The 17143-nt window shown below is 66.1% G+C and carries 19 protein-coding genes and 2 pseudogenes; 11 read left to right on the top strand and 10 right to left on the bottom strand.

Annotated features, from left to right (window positions below; all coding sequences use genetic code 11):
* The first annotated feature begins 26 nt into the window (after positions 1–26).
* Entirely contained in the window at positions 27–788 is a 762-nt protein-coding gene (locus tag AAHH99_RS14585; protein WP_418769238.1) for a trans-aconitate 2-methyltransferase, read from the top strand.
* Between the two features lie 67 nt (positions 789–855).
* Here the strand turns inward: AAHH99_RS14585 and AAHH99_RS14580 are convergent.
* Together AAHH99_RS14580 and AAHH99_RS14575 are read right to left on the bottom strand one after the other, a co-directional pair.
* Positions 856–1021: pseudogene (locus tag AAHH99_RS14580) on the bottom strand (IS3 family transposase); the annotation flags it as partial.
* 34 nt (positions 1022–1055) lie between these two features.
* Positions 1056–1538 carry a hypothetical protein gene (locus AAHH99_RS14575; protein WP_418769637.1) on the bottom strand — a complete coding sequence of 161 codons (483 nt, stop codon included), beginning with the start codon at positions 1536–1538 and terminating at the stop codon, positions 1056–1058.
* Positions 1539–1585: 47 nt separating this feature from the next.
* Here AAHH99_RS14575 and AAHH99_RS14570 point away from each other — a divergent pair, with 47 nt between their 5' ends.
* Positions 1586–2257, top strand: a complete 672-nt coding sequence (locus AAHH99_RS14570; protein WP_418769237.1) for a phosphatase PAP2 family protein — start codon at positions 1586–1588, stop codon at positions 2255–2257.
* Here AAHH99_RS14570 and AAHH99_RS14565 read toward each other — a convergent pair.
* Entirely contained in the window at positions 2211–3704 is a 1494-nt protein-coding gene (locus tag AAHH99_RS14565; RefSeq protein ID WP_418769236.1) for a bifunctional phosphatase PAP2/diacylglycerol kinase family protein, read from the bottom strand. The two genes, AAHH99_RS14570 and AAHH99_RS14565, sit on opposite strands and share 47 nt — an antisense overlap.
* 57 nt (positions 3705–3761) lie before the next feature.
* On the opposite strand from AAHH99_RS14565, the gene AAHH99_RS14560 reads away from it, so the two are divergent.
* The 3 genes from AAHH99_RS14560 to AAHH99_RS14550 are packed head-to-tail and all read left to right on the top strand — an operon-like array spanning position 3762 to position 5839.
* On the top strand, positions 3762–4346 hold the full coding sequence (locus AAHH99_RS14560) for an ArsR/SmtB family transcription factor (protein WP_418769235.1): 585 nt from the start codon (positions 3762–3764) through the stop codon (positions 4344–4346).
* 2 nt (positions 4347–4348) lie between these two features.
* Positions 4349–5176 carry an SRPBCC family protein gene (locus AAHH99_RS14555; RefSeq protein WP_418769234.1) on the top strand — a complete coding sequence of 276 codons (828 nt, stop codon included), beginning with the start codon at positions 4349–4351 and terminating at the stop codon, positions 5174–5176.
* A 9-nt stretch (positions 5177–5185) separates the two neighbouring features.
* Complete coding sequence (locus AAHH99_RS14550; protein WP_418769233.1) at positions 5186–5839, top strand: L,D-transpeptidase family protein; 654 nt, start codon at positions 5186–5188, stop codon at positions 5837–5839.
* A 1-nt stretch (position 5840) separates the two neighbouring features.
* Here the strand turns inward: AAHH99_RS14550 and AAHH99_RS14545 are convergent, their stop codons facing one another.
* Positions 5841–6299: a nuclear transport factor 2 family protein gene (locus tag AAHH99_RS14545; RefSeq protein WP_418769232.1), complete on the bottom strand. Its 459-nt coding sequence runs from the start codon at positions 6297–6299 to the stop codon at positions 5841–5843.
* Positions 6300–6345: 46 nt separating this feature from the next.
* Here AAHH99_RS14545 and AAHH99_RS14540 point away from each other — a divergent pair, with 46 nt between their 5' ends.
* Positions 6346–7107: a hypothetical protein gene (locus AAHH99_RS14540; protein WP_418769231.1), complete on the top strand. Its 762-nt coding sequence runs from the start codon at positions 6346–6348 to the stop codon at positions 7105–7107.
* On the opposite strand, the gene AAHH99_RS14535 is transcribed toward AAHH99_RS14540, so the two are convergent.
* A complete protein-coding gene (locus AAHH99_RS14535; RefSeq protein WP_418769230.1) occupies positions 7091–8596 on the bottom strand; it encodes an FAD-dependent oxidoreductase in 1506 nt (501 codons plus the stop codon). The two genes, AAHH99_RS14540 and AAHH99_RS14535, sit on opposite strands and share 17 nt — an antisense overlap.
* A 110-nt stretch (positions 8597–8706) precedes the next feature.
* Between AAHH99_RS14535 and AAHH99_RS14530 the strand changes: the two genes are divergently transcribed.
* Both AAHH99_RS14530 and AAHH99_RS14525 read left to right on the top strand, forming a co-directional pair.
* Positions 8707–10470 (top strand): Hsp70 family protein, encoded by a 1764-nt coding sequence (locus AAHH99_RS14530; RefSeq protein ID WP_418769229.1) that lies wholly within the window; start codon positions 8707–8709, stop codon positions 10468–10470.
* Positions 10471–10494: 24 nt separating this feature from the next.
* Positions 10495–10938, top strand: a complete 444-nt coding sequence (locus tag AAHH99_RS14525; protein WP_418769228.1) for a cupin domain-containing protein — start codon at positions 10495–10497, stop codon at positions 10936–10938.
* Positions 10939–10940: 2 nt separating this feature from the next.
* On the opposite strand, the gene AAHH99_RS14520 is transcribed toward AAHH99_RS14525, so the two are convergent.
* A complete protein-coding gene (locus AAHH99_RS14520) occupies positions 10941–12143 on the bottom strand; it encodes a DUF7159 family protein (RefSeq protein ID WP_418769227.1) in 1203 nt (400 codons plus the stop codon).
* Between the two features lie 94 nt (positions 12144–12237).
* Complete coding sequence (locus tag AAHH99_RS14515) at positions 12238–13008, bottom strand: SDR family NAD(P)-dependent oxidoreductase (RefSeq protein ID WP_418769226.1); 771 nt, start codon at positions 13006–13008, stop codon at positions 12238–12240.
* A gap of 88 nt (positions 13009–13096) precedes the next feature.
* Here AAHH99_RS14515 and AAHH99_RS14510 point away from each other — a divergent pair, with 88 nt between their 5' ends.
* Positions 13097–13765 (top strand): hypothetical protein, encoded by a 669-nt coding sequence (locus AAHH99_RS14510; RefSeq protein ID WP_418769225.1) that lies wholly within the window; start codon positions 13097–13099, stop codon positions 13763–13765.
* A 485-nt stretch (positions 13766–14250) separates the two neighbouring features.
* Positions 14251–14400, top strand: a pseudogene (locus tag AAHH99_RS14505) (class I SAM-dependent methyltransferase); the annotation flags it as partial.
* 10 nt (positions 14401–14410) lie between these two features.
* Here the strand turns inward: AAHH99_RS14505 and AAHH99_RS14500 are convergent.
* Complete coding sequence (locus AAHH99_RS14500; RefSeq protein WP_418769224.1) at positions 14411–14953, bottom strand: cupin domain-containing protein; 543 nt, start codon at positions 14951–14953, stop codon at positions 14411–14413.
* A 13-nt stretch (positions 14954–14966) separates the two neighbouring features.
* Positions 14967–15617 (bottom strand): HD domain-containing protein, encoded by a 651-nt coding sequence (locus AAHH99_RS14495; RefSeq protein WP_418769223.1) that lies wholly within the window; start codon positions 15615–15617, stop codon positions 14967–14969.
* Positions 15618–15708: 91 nt separating this feature from the next.
* Between AAHH99_RS14495 and AAHH99_RS14490 the strand changes: the two genes are divergently transcribed.
* Positions 15709–16698 carry a GlxA family transcriptional regulator gene (locus AAHH99_RS14490; RefSeq protein ID WP_418769636.1) on the top strand — a complete coding sequence of 330 codons (990 nt, stop codon included), beginning with the start codon at positions 15709–15711 and terminating at the stop codon, positions 16696–16698.
* Between the two features lies 1 nt (position 16699).
* Here the strand turns inward: AAHH99_RS14490 and AAHH99_RS14485 are convergent, their stop codons facing one another.
* On the bottom strand, positions 16700–17119 hold the full coding sequence (locus tag AAHH99_RS14485; RefSeq protein WP_418769222.1) for a hypothetical protein: 420 nt from the start codon (positions 17117–17119) through the stop codon (positions 16700–16702).
* Positions 17120–17143 lie beyond the last annotated feature (24 nt).

The raw sequence follows: 17143 nt of genomic DNA, 5'->3' as shown, positions 1-17143 counted from the left end.
CGATTGTGCGGTGTCAAACTGTCAGCATGTGGAACCCCCACGCATATCTGGCGTTCGCCGACGAGCGCGGACGCCCGTACTTCGACCTGTTGTCGCGGGTCGGAGCCGATGCCCCGCGGCGGGTTGCGGATCTAGGTTGTGGGCCGGGCAATCTGACGGCCACGTTGGCTCAGCGTTGGCCGCAGGCTCGCATAGAGGCATTGGACAGCTCGCCGGAAATGGTGCTGGCCGCGCGCGACAGAGGAATCGACGCGAACGTCGGTGACGTCGGCGATTGGGTGCCGAAACCCGATACCGACGTCGTGATCAGCAATGCCACCCTGCATTGGGTGCCCGACCATCCACGCTTACTCATCAGGTGGGCCGAACAGTTGCCGGCACGTTCGTGGATCGCGATGCAGGTACCCGGGAACTTCGACGCGCCGTCACATCGCACGGTGGGAGAACTCGCCAGGCGTGACCGATGGGCAGAACGACTGCGCGACTTCCGGTTTCGGGAGTCACCGGTGAAGGGTCCGCTTGAGTACGCAGACCTGCTGGCCGACGCCGGTTGCGCGGTCGACGCGTGGGAGACCACCTACGTGCACGTGTTGACCGGCGAGGATCCAGTGCTGAACTGGATCGCGGGAACGGCACTACGCCCGGTGCGCAGCAGGCTCACCCGCGCGGAGTGGGAGGAGTTCCGCACTGAGTTGATCCCGCTGCTGGACACCGCGTATCCGAGGCGGAAGGACGGTATGACGTTCTTCCCGTTTCGGCGTATTTTCGTGGTGGCCCAGGTGAACTGAGCCTCTCGCGGCTCAACGATGTATGGTGTTGTCCCTCATGTGGGAAGCCCGTCTCTTTCTGCGTTGAGCCCAGAATTCTGGGTGCGTAGGCATCGACGACGAAGGCAACGTAGGCAAATTCCGACCAGGTCGACACGAAGGTCAGATCGGTCGCCCATTGCCGGTTGGGTGCTGACGAACCGACGCTGCACGAGGTCGGCCGGACGCGCAGCTGCCGGGTCGGCGACCGTGGTGGGTTTGACCGTGCCGCGCACCGCACCGGTCAGGCTAGGGGTGGTACGGCACTCCTACGGCGCGGAACACATATTCCGGCGGGACATCGAAAGACAGCGATCGTCTGGGGAGGCGCGAGAGGATGTCGTCGGGAATGGAGACCTTGTAATGCATCGACAGTTCGCCGCTGAAGCGCGAATCGACGCCGGCGATGTCGACAGCGAGCTGCATACCGGCCGGGGAGAGCTCGACGGCAACGGTCCCGGACTGCGTTGCGTCCCATCGTTGATCGATGGTGCGGCCAGCCAATTTCGGAACGGTCGACATCGTGGCGAGTACACGCTGATTGGTCAACGCCAGCGAGCCCGCATAGCTGGTGACGTTCGCATTCGCACGTCGTCCCGGGATCTTGCCACTGAACCGTCGGGTCACCGGTAGGTACTCGGCGAGGAAGAGCACACCCTCGGCTTCCACCTCGGCCCGCATATCGTCGGGTAGACCGCCGATACGGAGCAGCTTGCGCAGGAACACCGCCATGAGCAGCCACACTAACGGCCCGACGATCCACGTGGTAGAGGTGGACGATGGCATCACACACACCTCGGCTGGTGGTATCGGCGCTGGCCGCGGTCGCGGTGTATGCCCTGCTGTGGATCGGTGTGGCACAGCAGTGGACGTGGTTGGCCGACTTCGATTCCGCGGCGATCGACGCCTTCTACCCGATCGGCGTAGACCATCCGGGATGGGTGCTCGGATGGGATGTCTTCTGCCTCGCTCTGGGGCCCGGCATGTTCCGCGTGGTGACCATTGCTCTCATCGTCGTCGCGTTCGTGCGCCGCCGGATCCGCATCGCGATATTTCTGATCGTCACTGTCGAACTGGCCGGACTCGTCACCGAGCTCGCGAAGGGAGCCGCCGACCGTCCCCGCCCGGACACCGCGTTCGTCACCGCACTGGGAACATCGTTCCCCTCTGGCCACGCCCTCGGGGTGCTCGTCGCCGTTTTCGCCCTGCTGACTGTCGCTCTGCCTGCCATGCGTCCAGCTGCACGCGCATGGCTCATCGCCGCGGGCATCGGCATCGTCATCCTCATCGGCATCGGCCGTGTGGTGCTCAACGTTCACCACCCGACCGACGTCGTGTCCGGATGGGCGTTGGGTTACGCCTATTTCGTGCTTTGCCTTCTGATCGTGCGGCCGTCGCGACCGATCACGGAAGCGGACGAAACACCGGAAGCGCCCGGTATCGCACGCTGAAGCTGGCCGTTTCACACTCGGTTCCGACCTCGCCGTCGTGCGCCAACAGCGTCGGACCGTCGACCGCGGTGAACTCGAACTCGGGGACCCGCATCTCGTGGTAGAACGGGCTGCGTTCGAGCCGGCCGAGCGCGACGTCGACCAGAATGCGCAGCTTGCTGAACCGGTGGCCGGTCTCGAGGATCCGGACGTCCATCAACCCGTCGTCCATCCGGTCCCGCCGCGACGGCGCGAATCCCGAAGGCAAATAAGCCGAGTTGCCGAGGAAGAACAAAAACGTCTGCAAGGTCTTGTTGTCGTAACGAATCCGGACCGGGTCCTCGTGCCGCAACGTGTGATACATAGCGTAGAGCCCGGCCAGCGGCTTGCCGATCCTGCGTTCGTACTTTTCTCGCGTATGGACGAACGCCGGGTACGCCCCGATACTCGCGGTGTTGACCACCATCTGCTTTTCGTTCAGACACACCATGTCGACGCAGGCGACGCTGCCCTGCCGAATCGCGGCCACGGTCTTTTTCACCGTGTCGCAACCGATGTCCTTCGCGAAGTGGTTGAACGTCCCCCCCGGGAACACCGCCAACGGCACACCCGCCTCGATGGCGGCCGCCGCTGCACACGACACCGTTCCGTCTCCGCCCCCGATCGCCAGAACCTCGGCGCGCTGAGCCACCGAGCGCAACGCGGTGGCGAAGTCGTCGTCTCCGGAGAGCTCGACTATCTCCGCGCGTGGCAACGCCTCTCGGACTTCTTCGAGAATGTCTGCTCCGGTCCCGCTGCCAGACGCGGGATTGACGACCAGCACCACACCTTCCCCCTCTGGTCGCGGCGGCGTTTCCACCCGCAGCGGATCCGCGGTCGGAAGCCTCGTCGGCACCATTGGAGGCACCACCCGCCCGCCCAGCACCGCAACCGCCGCACCCAGACCGAATCCGGCGATCACGTCTCCGGGGTAATGCGCGCCGACGGCGACGCGGGACAGCCCGACGAGCCCCGCCAGAAGCGCCAGGGGAAGACCGAGCGACGCGCTCTCCAGTCCGACGCCCACCGCGAAGGCGGCAGCGCTGGCGGAGTGCCCGGACGGAAGCGAGTTCGACGTGGGTCGGCGCCGCGTGCGACGCACCAGTGGCACGGAGTCGAACAGCGGGCGGGGCCGTCGCCGGATGCGCTTGGCGCCCTGGTTGGTGATCAAGCTCGTCGCCGCCAGCGTGAGCACCCCACGCACCGCGGCGCGCCGCGCGCTCGGCTTACCAGTGGCAGCCAGGGCAGCCGCGATCGCGAACCACAGTTTGGAGTGGTCGGCAGCACGGGTCAGCGGTGGCATCACGGTGTCGAGCAGCGGGGTCGGCGACTCGGCGATCGCGTCGAAGACCTCCTGGTCGAGCGCGCCGAGACCGTGCGTGATTCGCCGTAGGCCTACGGGTCGGCCGACAACCTGCGCAATATCCATCTCCCCAACGTATCCACGCCTATTGACAAATAATCTTGTCAATAGCATCGTGGCGTCATGCTCGACGTGGAGGTGATCGACGATCCCGCGGCCGCGGTCAGTGCCCTGGACCCGATCCGCGGGCGGCTGCTCGCCGAGCTCACCGAACCGGCCTCCGCGGCGGCGCTCGCCACACGGGTCGGGATCTCGCGGCAGAAGGTGAACTATCACTTGCGCGCACTCGAGGAGCACCGGCTTGTCGCCGCAGCCGGTGAGCGCCGGTGGGGTGGGCTACGTGAGCGGTTGCTGGTCGCCACCGCCGCGTCCTACGTCGTGTCGCCCGGTGCGATGGGACCCGTCGCCGCCGATCCCGGCCGCACCAACGACCGTCTGTCTGCCAGCTACCTGATCGCCCTGGCCGCCCGCGCTGTGCGGGAGGTAGGCGAACTCTGGGCGGCCGCGCGCGAAAAGGACAAGAGGCTGGCGACACTGTCGATCGACACCGCGATCCGCTTCCGCTCGCCGGCCGACCGGGCGGAGTTCACCCGGGAAGTCTCCGAGGCGGTCACCTCACTCGTGGCGCGCTATCACGACGAATCCGATCCGCAAGCACGCGGTTACCGATTGCTGGTGGCCGCGTACCCCTCACCGAAGGAGGACTGAGAATGCCCTTACGCAAAGATGATTCCGGGCTGCGCCAGGTCGCGATGGAGGTGCTCGTACCGGGATCGCCCGAGCAGGTGTGGCAGGCCATCGCCACTGGTGCGGGGATGAGCGCGTGGTTCACGCCGACTTCAGTCGACGAACACGTCGGCGGCCACATCAGTTTCGATCTCGGCGAGGAGAACTGCGGCGCCGGCGGCTCCTCCGGCAAGGTCACCGTGTGGGATCCGCCGCACCGGTTCGCCTACGAGGAATACAACTGGAGCGGCGACGCCCCGCCGGTGGCAACCGAAGTCACGGTCACCAGTCGCTCCGGCGACCGGTGCGTGATCCGGATGGTGCACAGCCTGTTCACCGATCGCGACGACTGGGACGACGAACTCGAGAGCTTCGAGACCGGCTGGCCCGGCTTTTTCGAGGTACTCAAGATCTATCTCGCACACTTCCCGGGGCGGCGCTCGGCGGCGGTGCGCGTCATGGCGGGTTATCCGGGCGGCGAGTTGGAGGCGTGGTCGAAAGTCACCGGCGCGCTGAATCTGATGGGCGCCAACGTGGACGAACGGCGAGAATCGTCCAAGGGAGCACCCCGCCTGGCCGGCGTCGTCGAACGCGTGCACCAGGACCGCACCGTTCGGGAACTCATGATGCGCATCGACCAACCGGCCGAGGGTGTCGCGATCGTGGGCACCTGCACGGTCGCCGACCAGGCGTTCGTCATGGCCAGCATCTACCTTTACGGCGATGATGCCGCCGCAGTCGCGGAAACCGAACAAGCCGAATGGTCTTCGTGGTTGCGTGGCTTACCCGAAGTGCAGCGCACCGCGCCTTAGCATGTGTCGGTGCGCCGACTGCTGATCCTGCTGTGTGTGGGCCTGCTGACTGTTGCGGTCGCGCCCGTCGGCCAGGCGCAGACCATACCGTGGTTCGCGAGGTCGGTGGGTTCGGCCACCCAGGCGATTTCCGTTGTCGGCGTGGGTGGTTCGAAGGCCAAGATGGATGTCTACCAGCGGACCGGGGCGGGTTGGCAACCGGTCGCGGCGGGCATACCGGCCTGGATCGGTGCAAACGGCATGACTCCGCAGAGCCACGACGGCGAAATGAAAACGCCGATGGGCGTTTTCACACTCGATTTCGCCTTCGGCACCGAACCCAACCCCGGCGGAGGCCTCCCGTACGTGCAGGTCGGGCCGGACCACTGGTGGGACGGCGACATGAAGAGCCCGACCTACAACACCATGCAGGTCTGCAAGAAGGCGCAGTGCCCGTTTGACACCGACCCCGCCAGCGGCACCGAGAACCTCCAGATCCCGCAGTACGTGCACGCGGTCGTGATGGGGGTCAACAAGGCCCGGGTGCCCGGCAACGGGGGCGCGTTCTTCGTGCACGCCACCGACGGCGGACCGACGGCCGGGTGCGTGGCGATCGATGACGGCAAGCTGGTCGAGATCATGCGGTGGCTTCGGCCTGGAGCGTTGATCGCAATTGCTCAGTGAATCAGATGTTCAGCGCGCGACCGGGTTTCACCTTGAAGTTCAACGCCTCGAGTGACATCGACGCGTCATATGTGCGGTCGTAACCGGTTTCGCTGATCCGCCATCCTTCGCTGGTCCGCCGGTACCTGTCGTGATAAAAGCCCGCGCCGATCAGCATGAAGTTGAAGTCCGGTGCGATCACCCGGTCCTGCAGATACCAGGTGCCGGTCGCTTCGTCACCGTCGATGGTGATCTCGGGATGGGTGACCCGGTGTTCGGTGATGATCTCGGGGCCCAGCGAGTCGCGCATGAACTTGACCAATTCGTCGCGGTTGGTGAAGTGGTGCTCCTCGCCGATCGATTCGCCGTACTTGCCCACCACATCCTCGGTGAGGGTGTCGGCGAACTCGTCCCAGTGTTTGGTGTCCAGCGCGCGCAGGTAGCGGAACTTCACTTGCTGGATTTCGTCGATGTCATCCATGCCCGACATTGCAGCACAACACCCCTTCAGCGCGTACAGTCCGCTCATGAAATTTCTCGACGCCTATGTCAAATCTCCGTTCGCGGGGCTGGCGCCGTGGATCCTCATGGCGATCGTCGCAGGTCCCGGCCGGTTCGAGGAGGCCGCCTCTGCGGCACTCGGCCTCGCCTTGCTGACGCTGTGGGTCGGCACGCGCCGCGGTGTGCCGGTCCATTCCCTCGAGGCGCTGACCATTGCCTATTTCGGTGTGCTTGCAGTGCTGGGACTCCTCGCACCGGATGGGGTGATCGACTGGCTGCAGTTGTGGGCCGGCGAACTCAGCAACATCGTGCTGGCCGTGTTCGCGGTCGGCACGCTGATCGCCCGCCGTCCCTTCACGATGGCCTATGCCAAGGACACGACGCCTCGTGAGCACTGGGACACCGCACCGTTCCGGCGAATCAACTATGCGATCACCGGCGCCTGGGCCGGCGCGTTCGTCGTGTCCGCCATCGCCGGTGCGATCGGGGATGCCGTGCTAGGTGACAACGACAACTTCTGGACCGCCTGGATCATTCCCATCGGCGCCGTCGTCTTCGCCGCGTCGTTCACCGAGTTCTACCCCGATTACGCGACGGGAGAGTCCGACTCGTGGTCGGGTGCCATCGACTGGCTTCCACCGTTTCTCACCGTCACCGGAATCGTCGGCTGGGTGTCGGATTCGACGTCCGACACCGTCGCGATCACGCTGATCGCTGTCGGCATCATCGGCTCGGTTGCTGTCCGGCGTTTCCTGCCGGAAAAGCCGAAAACTACTGCGCCGCAGTGAGGTTGCGAGTCGCCGGGCCCTCCAGCAAAGTTCCGTCAGGTGCGAAGCGTGAGCCGTGCAGCGGGCACTCCCACGATTCGTCGGCGTCGTTCCAGTTGACGATGCCGCCGAGGTGCGGGCACACCGGCGACACGCGGTATTCGCGGCCGTCGACCACGCTTCGCGCCTCCAGGTCCCATGGCGGGCCGCTGACCACGCCGCCCTCCTCTGGGGTGCGGTTAAGGATCCTGGTGACCGGAGTGATCCACCCGCGCGTCAGATAGAGCGCCACCTGCGCGTTGGTCTGCATCGCCTTGGGGATGCCCGACAACTCGTGCGGACTCCAGCTGTCGAAGGCCTGCGCCCAGTCCATCCGGCCTCCGAGGATGCGGCTCGACAGCGCCAGTGCGGCAGCGGTTCCGTTGGTCATACCCCACTTGTCGAAACCCGTTGCCACGAAGATCTTGTCGTTGCCGGGCAGGATCGGGCCCACGTAGGGCAACTCGTCGATGGGTGAGTAGTCCTGTGCGGACCAGTAATGGGTCTGCATCGCGCCGGGGAAGTGCAGCTTCGTCCACTGGTCGAGTTCCTGCACCGACGAGGCCGGGCTCTTCTCGTGGCCGACGGGATGCCCCGCCCCACCGGCGATCAACCGATCGCCTTCCGGCGTCGGCGCATAACGCAGCGATCTGGTCGGCGAGTCGGCCGAGATGTACATGCCCCGTGTGATGTTGCCAGGCACCTTGTAGGCCATGCAGTAGGAGCGTTGCGGTTTGAGGCGAGCGAAGAAGCCGCCACGGTCCAGGATGGGGATGCCCGTCGCGAGGACACATTGCTTGGCGTGCACGTCGAATTCGTCACCTGCGGTGGTGCGCACATTCAGGGCCAGTTTGTCGCCCTCGTTCGAAACCTTCTGCACCCGAACGCCTTGCGCCAGCCGTCCGCCCCGTTCGTCGAGCTCAACGACCAGGCTGTCGAGCAACGGCATCGGATCGAACTGTGCCTGGTCGGCCAACCGGACAGCACCGTGGAACGGGAACGGCACGTCGGCGTCGTCGACCCAGTCGACATCCAATCCCGCGGCCTCGCACGCCTCGAGCTCCTGGCGCACCGAGGACGCACCCTTCTCGGATTGTGCATAGGTGTAGGCGTCCTCGCGTTGCACCGACAGCCCGTGCGCCTCACAGTGCTGGACCAGCCACTCCAGGCCCTCACGGTTGCCCTCGACGTACTGCTTGGCGGTCCCGGCGCCGTGTTTGGACACGATCTTCGACAGTTTGGTGCTCTGCAGCAGGCTGATTTTGGCGGTGGTATTGCCGGTCGCGCCCGCCCCGACGCGTTGTGCTTCGAGCACCAACACGTCCTTGCCGGCCCGCGCCAAGAGCACCGCGGTGATGAGGCCGGTAATTCCGGCGCCGACCACGACGACGTCGGCCGACCGGTCCGATTCGACCAACGGGTCCGGCGGTGCCGGCCGCTCGACGCGGTTTGCTAGCCACAGAGATGTCATGGCATTGCAGGTACCCGTTTGGCCCACCCCAAAACCGTGGCGGCCGAACGGGGTTCGCACGGAGTGTCTGACCGGTTCCCGGTGGTCGGAGGACTATCGTGTGGTCCGTTATGAGCGACCCATTGGGGTTGTCGATCGGGACGACGAACTTGGTCGCGGTACGCATCGACAATCGAGCCGATCAGCCCGTGCTCCGTCGTTCGGTATTCACCGTGCCGGACGGCACCGTGATGTCCGGGTTCGTCGAGCGGGTCGGCGACGATGTGCCACTGGTCGCCGCGGACGGATCGTCACACTCGGCCGACCGGCTGTTGGTCGCCGCGGTCGCCGATCTCGTCGAAGCCAGCGGTGCGCCGGCGTCCGACGTCACGCTCGCCGTCCCCGCGCACTGGGGACCGGCCACCCTTCGGACCCTGCGCAGCGCGCTGCGGGGCCATCCCGTCTTCGGCGCCGACGGTACGACCACCCGACTCGTTTCGGATGCCAAAGCGTCGCTGACCGCGCTGCAAACCGATCTCGGAATCCCGACACAGGGTGTGGTGGCACTGGTGGACTTCGGCGGCGGCGCGACCGGCATCACGCTGGCCGATGCGGGCGACGCGTTCGAACCGATCGACGAGACCACCCGTCATACGGAGTTCTCCGGTGGCCTTGTCGACCAGGCGCTGCTCAGCCACATCCTCGCAGGGCTGCCTTCGGGTGGAGACGACCCCACGAGCACAGCCGCCGTGGGGTCACTGTCGCGGCTGCGAGAAGAGTGCCGCGACGCCAAGGAACGGTTGTCGACACACGAAGCGACCGACGTCGATGTGGAGTTGCCGAAACATCACTCGGTGGTTCGGGTGACCCGAGATGAGCTCGAGGCTTTGGTCGCGACATCGCTCGAAGGTGTCTTGTCCGCGATCGATGACACGTTGCAGCGCAACAGGGTTGGCTGGAAGGACGTCGCCGCGCTGGTCGTCGTCGGCGGTGGCGCAGGCATGCCGTTGATTCGGCGGCGGCTGTCCGAGCACTCCGGCATGCCGGTGTTCGCCACCGCGCAACCGGGGCTCGACGCCGCCAAGGGCGCCGCGTTGATCGGCGCGTACACCTCGGCCGCCGAAGCGCGCACCGGCTTGGCGCCCGTGGTTGCCGCGGACGCCCCGACGGGTCTGGCGCCGGTGCCGCCGACGGAGACCGAGTCGCCGGGGACATCGACGGTCGGCGCGCTGGCCTGGTCGCAGGACGACGCGGCGGACGACCCCGTGCCCTACACCGGCTCGGGTCCCTACGAGACCCCGCATGACTCTGGGCCGATGCGCCCGCCGCCCGTGCAGTACGTGGCCGCGACGACGGGGCCGATCGACGAACCCCGGATCTGGCAGCGACTGCCGGGGCTGGTGATGGGCGTTGCGGCAGCCATCGCGGTGGTCGCCGTCGGCGGAGTGGCAATCGCCTTGACCAGCGCGACCGGCAGTACCGGCGTGACCGAGGCGCCGCGGACGGCGCCGGTTCCACCGCCGTCGGCACCGCCGCCCGAACCGGTCGCACCCGAGGCGCCGCCGCCACCCGTCGAAACCGTCACGCTGCCCAACGACCCGCCCCCTCCGCCGGTGACCACCGAAGCACCGCCGCCTCCGCCTCCACCGCCGACGACGACCGTCGTCACCACGACACAACCGACGACCACCACCACGACGACAACGACAACTACGACGACGACAACAACGACAACGACAACCCCGCCCACGACCACGACCACCGCGCCCACCACGACGATTACTTCCGCCACGGCGACCACCACGCCGATGACGACGACCTACCTGACTGTGCCGTTCGTGCCGGTGCCGATCCCGATCCAGGTGCCGCAGAACCCTTACCAGCCGGTGCCATAGCTCCAGCTGTCGGATAATGCGGCGATGAACCGGTTACATTCCGTCGCGGCGGCCCTGGTGATCACGGCGACGATGGCAGCGCCGTCGGCGGCCGCCACACCCGCAGAGGGCGACATCGAGCGCACCGACCTGGCGAAGGGCACGACGGATGCGCCCATCGCGATCGTCTCCGTGGGCCAGCCGACCACCCTCTACGTGCAGAACCTCGTGCTCGCACCGGAGTCGAGCAGCGGCTGGCACACCCACCCGGGTCCGGAGTACTCGGTGATCAACGGCGGGGAGGTGAGTCTGCAGACGGCCCGCGGCTGCGTACCTGCGGTCTTCGGCGCCGGACAGGCCATCTTCGTCCCTGCCGGTGTCCCACATGTGGTGTCCAACAAGGGCTTTGAGCACGCAGAGGCGACGGTCACCTACACGTTACCCGCCAACCGTGCGGTGCGGGACGACGCACCGGCCGCCTGCCCGTAGGCCTAGCGCCCGTACGTGTACTCCGGCTCGTGGAACCGGTTGATGATCGGGATCCGCTCGATGATGCGGTCGCGTAGCCGCGGTTTCGGAGGCGGTACATAAGCAGGTGCAGGCGGTGGCGCGTAAACCGGCGCCGGCGGCGTGTACGCGGGGGCAGTGTCGACGGGGGCCGGCGGCGTGTAGGCGGGTTCGGGCGCGGTGTACGCCGGCGCGGGTGGTACGTAGGCCGGTGGTTCGTAGACCGGTTCGGCCGGGGGAGCGGCGGGCGGCGGCGGGGCGGCCACCGCGATGGTCTGTGCGACGACCGGCTTCGCTTCGGCGGGCGTCGTGACCTTCTTGCTGTGGATCTCGTTCTCGACGGGGCGTGGCGCCTGGTCCGCGACGGCCACGGGTTCCTCGTCAGCGGCGCGCGGGTCCTGGCGCGTGGACGCGCTGTCGCTCGTCAAAGTTAGGCCGACGGCTGTCGAGGTCGACACCACGAACGTCACCACGGCGGCGACGAGAACCGATGCCAGCGCCCCGACCCGCGACGGTCCTTTGGTCGCCGGGGCGTCCAGCCTGTTCACCGCACGCGCCGAAGCCAGCGCCGCTCCGCGTGCCAACGCCAGGTCGGCTTCAGCGGCCGAGAACACCGGCGAATCCGTCACGCCGCCGAGCGTCGAGGTGATCAGCTCGACGTCACGGGCCGACCCGACCACGAAAATGGCCTGCGGCCGCCATTCGTTGAGCTCGAGCATGGCGATCACGCTGCTGGGCAGCTCGACGACGTCCGCGCCGTCAAGGGGTCGTGCGATGCGATCGACGGTCACGCCGTCGCGGTCGACCATCGCGACCACCGCGGCGTCGGGTTCCACGATGCACACCGCGACGTCGTCGTAGTCGGCGATCTCGGCGATGCCCGCCGCCAGCACATCGCCCGCTTCCACTTCGGAGACGGCGATCGCGTTGCCGTAACCGCGGGCGGCAAGTGCGTCCAGCACATCGGACGCCACGGTTTCGGCCTCGTTGGTCCAGGTGACGCCGATGGCGTGGATCGGGCCGTCGGCGACATCGGCGAGCGCCACGTTGAGCAGATCGTCGGGATCGACCTCCGCGTCGAAGTCGAACGATCCGCGGTCGACGGTGGCTCCTTCGCCGGTGGTGCCTTCGACGAGCACCCACCGAACCGTGCTGGACGTCATCGACAGGCCGAGCACGAGGTCCATATCGTGTCCCCGTTCTTGCGGTGAATCAGGCTCTGAGGCTACTCCTCCCGCAGGTGGCAGTGCCCAATCAGTCCGTACCCGAACAGAGCAAGATCTACGGGCGGAACGTCACACCGCCGTCGACGCTGATCGTCTGCGCGGTGATGAAGCTGCCGTCGTCGGAGAGCAGTAGCGCGGCCAACGCGGCGACGTCGTTCGGCGTCCCGAACCGGGACTTGATCATCTGCCGTGCGCGGGCCTGTTCGACGACGCCGTCAGGCATCGGTTGCTGGTCGAATTTGTAGTGCCAGATCAACCCGGGCGCGATCGCATTGCATCGGATGCCCTTGGGTCCGTACCGACGCGCGATATGTCGCATCAGCGCCAATTCGGCCGCCTTGCTCATGGCGTACGACACTCGGGTGCCCGCGCCGTTGTAGGCGTCGATGGAAGCGGTGAACACGATCGAACCGCCGCCGCTGTCGACCATCGCGGGGATGGCGTGCTTGGCGCAGATGACGAACCCGCGGGTGTTGACGCGCATCACCTCGTCGAACGCTTCGAGCGGAAGCTCGACGACCCCGCCGGGCAGATAGGCATCCGCGGCGTTGGTGAAGTTCACATGCAGGCCATCGAGGCGGCCGAAGGTGTCGACAGCCAATGCGACCGCGGCGCTGACGGACTGCTCATCGGAGCCGTCGAGATGCGTGCCGCGGATCCGCTCTCCCGCCGGGTCGATCTCGTCCGTGACGCGTCTTACCAGCTCAGCGTCGATATCGCCGAGCACCAGACGGGCTCCCTCGTCGGTGAACCTGCGCGCCAGCCCGTTTCCGATGCCGCCGAGGCCCCCGACGATGATGACCTTGTCTTCGAGCAGTCCCGTCACGCTTGGAGATGATCCACCCTGGCCGAGCGCCGGCCCAGCGGATCGTCCCGGATTGCGGCAAATGTAACGGTTTGATATACAACCCTGCGTGGGTCGGCACTCCGTAGCCAAGAAGCGGCGCACGTCACCGATGGGCGTGGCCGCAGTGCTCGGCCCGGCCGCCGTCTTCTTCGCGGTCGGGGGAGACGTCCACCTTCAGGCTCGTCCGGCCCCGGAAAGCAAGCCCGTCGTCGAAGAGGTTGCCGACAGTCAACCGTGCTGTTTGGAGATCGTTGCGGCCCCGCCGATAGCACCCGCGGCGGCCGTCGGTCATGTCAGTCCCGGCATTGCGGCCGACGCCATGGTTGCGGCGGCGCGCTACCGCACCGTCGATCGATCTCTGCCGGTCGGCATCGCACCTGAGGGCGGCCTGCAGGTGAAGACGATCCTGGCGTCGCGGGCCATCAGCGAGGCTTTCCCCGAGATCAGCAATATCGGTGGCGTGCGACCCGATTCGCTGAGGTGGCATCCCAACGGCTTGGCGCTCGACGTGATGATTCCCAATCCCGGCAGCGCCGAGGGGATTGCCCTGGGCGACGAGATCGTCTCCTACGTCCTGCGCAACGCGAAGCGCTTCGGCTTGCAGGATGCGATCTGGCGCGGTGTCTACTACACGCCAGATGGCGCACAGCGGGGCGGCTACGGCCATTACGACCATGTGCACATCACGACCCGCGGCGGCGGTTACCCGACCGGGGACGAAACCTACCTGCGCTGAGGTTTTCGTCAGTGATGCCCGCCGTCTTGCTGCTGGTTGTCAATCGGGGCGGGCGCAGAGTTGGTCACGCCGGGCGCGGTGGGCGCCGGCACACACGTAGGTGTGCCATCGACAATGGATTCACTTCCGCTGCATGCCGGTTCGGCGACCGATGGCGTGGGAGCACCGCCCAGCGCGGTGATGACGGGAACCGCCGCGAGCGCACATCCGAGAACCGCCACACCGGCGCATCGGCTAACAACTCTTGATAGATGGGACATGGAAACACCTCCCTCGACAGCCTCGGCAGAAATGCTTGGCTAATTCGAGACGTTGACTGCGAGGCTGAGGTCAGACTATCGCCGAATCGCCGTGAATATCATCGAATTCCCCGCCCGCCTATCGCTGGGCACTGGTGTGGAGCCGCGCGAGTTTCATTGAGGGTCTTCCGGGAAGTCCCAAGCAGCCCTGTCGATCCCGGAGAGGCGGATACCGGTCATGGCCAACAACCTCACACCGCTCGAGGCGCACCCCCTGAAGCCGTCGAGATCCAGTCCGAAGAGGTCTACCAGCGATACATGCGATACCTGACCGGTTGCGCCAAGGCGTTTCGCGACGGGTACATCGACGTCAACCAGTTCACCCTGAGGAAGTAGGCGTCGACCGTCAATGTGTCGCGGGAGACAAACCGTACCGTCGTCTGACGTCGTCGAACCAGTCCGGCGTCGCGTATGTCAAACCGTATTTCGTTGCGAGTTCAGTGAACTCGGCTGATTCGTGCAACGGGGCGCCGGGTTGTGCCGCTGCCTCGCCGGACATGAGCAGCTCGCCGAGTTCGCGGAAGTAGTTTTCGAAACCACTTCCCGGAGTGATGATTTCGATGATTCGCCCCGGTTCGCTTCCCGCATTCCACATAGCGTGCATCTGGCCGCGGGGTTTGGTGATGTAGCCGCCCGGCCCGAGCACCACTTCGCTGTCGTCGGATCGGAAGCCGATCTCGCCGGCCAGTACATACGAGTGCTCATCTTCGCGCGTGTGGCGATGCGCCGCGGTGATCGTGCCGACCGGGAACGGATGCTCGACGATCGACACCAAGCCGCCAGTGGTCCGGCTGACGAGCTTGAAGACCGCCCCGAAGCCCGGGATGGGCACGACATCGCCTTCGCCGGGCTGCATCACAGTCAGCACGGCGTCCTTCGTCATGGACATGGGAGCCTCCCCGCTACTCGGGCCAGCTGTTGTTCAAGATGAGGTCGACGAAGTCCTGCCGCTCGAACGTCGGGTCGAAATGCGCCAGCACATCGGCGTTCATCGTCCCGAAGGTGGTGTCCGGACGATGTTTCATGCCGTCGTTGAAGGCCGCCAGGATGCGGTTCTTGAAGTCGGGACGGGGATGGGCCGCGGTCACCGCGTCGATGGCCTCCGGTGCGAGCTCTTCGCGGCCGATCCCGACGACGTCCGCCTCGACACCGGCGATCACCAGCGCGATCTCGGGGTCGAGGAACTCTGGTACGCCCGGGGTGGTGTGCAAGGCGATGCCCAGCCAGACCTTCCGGGCATCGGCTGCGTCGACGCCGCGCTCGAGCAGGAAGTCGCGGGCGGCGTTCGCGCCGTCGACTTCGAAGCGCAGTTCGGAGGTGCGGTAGCGCTCGGTGAGACCCAGGTCGTGGAACATGGCGGCGACATAGAGCAACTCGAGGTCGGGCTTCAGCCCCAGTCGGTTGCCCCGCAGCGCACCGAACAGGAACACTCTGCGCGAATGGTCGAACAGCAGGTCGTCTTCGGCGTCGCGAATGTAGTCGGTCGCCTCGCGCACCAGCGCGCTGTCGGGGATCGCTATGCCGGCGAACGTTTGGATCGATTCGATGCTCATCGTCAGCCTCCTCGGTTCTGGACTCTTGCGATTGAGTCAACGCGCGCGGCGGATCATGCGCACACGGCTAATGAGCCGTTCGGCCCACAAAATGCGACACAATGACGCTGTGGTGGCGGGTGCCTTCTCGCGGGTGGTGGTGATTGTCGTCTTCGACGAGGTCACGATGCTGGATGTCGCCGGAGCGGGCGAGGTCTTCGTCGAGGCCAACCGGTTCGGCGGCGACTACCAGATCAAGATCGCATCGGTTGACGGACGCGATGTGACGACCTCGATTGGGATCCGCTTGGGTGTCACCGACAGCATCGCGTCCATCGAATCCGCCGACACCGTCTTGGTGGCGGGCAGTGACAATATTCCGGGACGCCCGATCGACCGCGCACTGGTCGAGGCTGTGAGGTCGCTCGCGGATCGGACTCGGCGGCTCGGCTCGATCTGTACCGGGTCGTTCATCCTTGCGCAGGCCGGTTTACTCAGGGGGCGGCGTGCCACCACGCATTGGCGTGAAACCAGGAGATTGGCAAGGGCTTTCCCGGACATCACCGTGGAGCCGGATGCACTGTTCGTCCGGGACGGCGACATCTTCACCTCCGCTGGTGTGTCGTCGGGCATCGATCTCGCGCTTGCGCTGGTCGAACAGGATCACGGCGCCGACCTCGTGCGCGATGTGGCCCGTTGGTTGGTCGTTTACCTCAAACGTGCTGGCGGACAGTCGCAATTCTCTGCGCTCGTGGAGGCGAACCCACCGCCACAGTCAGCGCTTCGAGTGGTCACCGAGTCGATCGCGGCCAACCCTGCAGGGAACCACAGCGTGAAATCGCTTGCACTGCGCGCTTCCTTGAGCACTCGCCAGTTGGCCCGACTATTCCGCTCGGAGCTCGGGATGACTCCTGCCGAGTACGTCGAGATGATCCGAATCGATGCCGCCCGAGCAGCACTCGACGCCGGCCGCACCGTCACCGATACGGCACAACTCGCGGGCTTCGGCAGCACGGAGACTCTTCGGCGGGCATTCGTTGAGCACCTCGGTGTCTCGCCGAAGGCCTACCGGGACAGGTTCCGCACCGCCATCCGGGGCTGAGTCAGCCGACCTTTCGCAACTGGAACGGGCTTTGGGTCACGACTCCGCCCGCGCAGCCGTAATTGGAGTCCGAGGAGAGCACGCCACTGAGCGTTATGGGATCGACCGACATCGACACCACGGCCGGTTCGTAGCTGCCGTCTTCGCAGGTGAGACCACCTGGCTTGGAGACGGTGAAGTTCCAGCGGCCGCCGGAGAACGTGGCGGGCGTCTGCCATCCCTGGTTACTGGCGACCGTGCCGGTACAACCGGCAGGACCGCAGCTGGTCGCGAAGGTCAACACCAGAATGGAGTCGCCGTCCACTTCGGTGTAGGACCCGTTGAGCAGCGGAGGATCGGCGGACGCCGTCCCGGCGAGTGCAACGCATGCGATTGCCGGCAGGGCGACCGCGATTGCCAATGTGTGCAAGACCTTTGTCATAGTGACTCAGGAATTTACGGTTCT

Source organism: Mycobacterium neumannii (assembly GCF_048452905.1).
In the GTDB taxonomy this organism is placed as follows: Bacteria; Actinomycetota; Actinomycetes; order Mycobacteriales; family Mycobacteriaceae; genus Mycobacterium; species Mycobacterium neumannii_B.
This window is presented reverse-complemented; position numbering and strand designations above follow the sequence as displayed.

Coding starts and splice junctions, on each gene's coding strand:
- AAHH99_RS14585 (WP_418769238.1), top strand. CDS start 27: ATGTGGAACCCCCACGCATATCTGGCGTTCGCCGACGAGCGCGGACGC.
- AAHH99_RS14575 (WP_418769637.1), bottom strand. CDS start 1,538: ATGGCGGTGTTCCTGCGCAAGCTGCTCCGTATCGGCGGTCTACCCGAC.
- AAHH99_RS14570 (WP_418769237.1), top strand. CDS start 1,586: ATGGCATCACACACACCTCGGCTGGTGGTATCGGCGCTGGCCGCGGTC.
- AAHH99_RS14565 (WP_418769236.1), bottom strand. CDS start 3,704: ATGGATATTGCGCAGGTTGTCGGCCGACCCGTAGGCCTACGGCGAATC.
- AAHH99_RS14560 (WP_418769235.1), top strand. CDS start 3,762: ATGCTCGACGTGGAGGTGATCGACGATCCCGCGGCCGCGGTCAGTGCC.
- AAHH99_RS14555 (WP_418769234.1), top strand. CDS start 4,349: ATGCCCTTACGCAAAGATGATTCCGGGCTGCGCCAGGTCGCGATGGAG.
- AAHH99_RS14545 (WP_418769232.1), bottom strand. CDS start 6,299: ATGGATGACATCGACGAAATCCAGCAAGTGAAGTTCCGCTACCTGCGC.
- AAHH99_RS14540 (WP_418769231.1), top strand. CDS start 6,346: ATGAAATTTCTCGACGCCTATGTCAAATCTCCGTTCGCGGGGCTGGCG.
- AAHH99_RS14535 (WP_418769230.1), bottom strand. CDS start 8,596: ATGACATCTCTGTGGCTAGCAAACCGCGTCGAGCGGCCGGCACCGCCG.
- AAHH99_RS14530 (WP_418769229.1), top strand. CDS start 8,707: ATGAGCGACCCATTGGGGTTGTCGATCGGGACGACGAACTTGGTCGCG.
- AAHH99_RS14525 (WP_418769228.1), top strand. CDS start 10,495: ATGAACCGGTTACATTCCGTCGCGGCGGCCCTGGTGATCACGGCGACG.
- AAHH99_RS14520 (WP_418769227.1), bottom strand. CDS start 12,143: ATGGACCTCGTGCTCGGCCTGTCGATGACGTCCAGCACGGTTCGGTGG.
- AAHH99_RS14500 (WP_418769224.1), bottom strand. CDS start 14,953: ATGTCCATGACGAAGGACGCCGTGCTGACTGTGATGCAGCCCGGCGAA.
- AAHH99_RS14495 (WP_418769223.1), bottom strand. CDS start 15,617: ATGAGCATCGAATCGATCCAAACGTTCGCCGGCATAGCGATCCCCGAC.
- AAHH99_RS14490 (WP_418769636.1), top strand. CDS start 15,709: ATGCGACACAATGACGCTGTGGTGGCGGGTGCCTTCTCGCGGGTGGTG.
- AAHH99_RS14485 (WP_418769222.1), bottom strand. CDS start 17,119: ATGACAAAGGTCTTGCACACATTGGCAATCGCGGTCGCCCTGCCGGCA.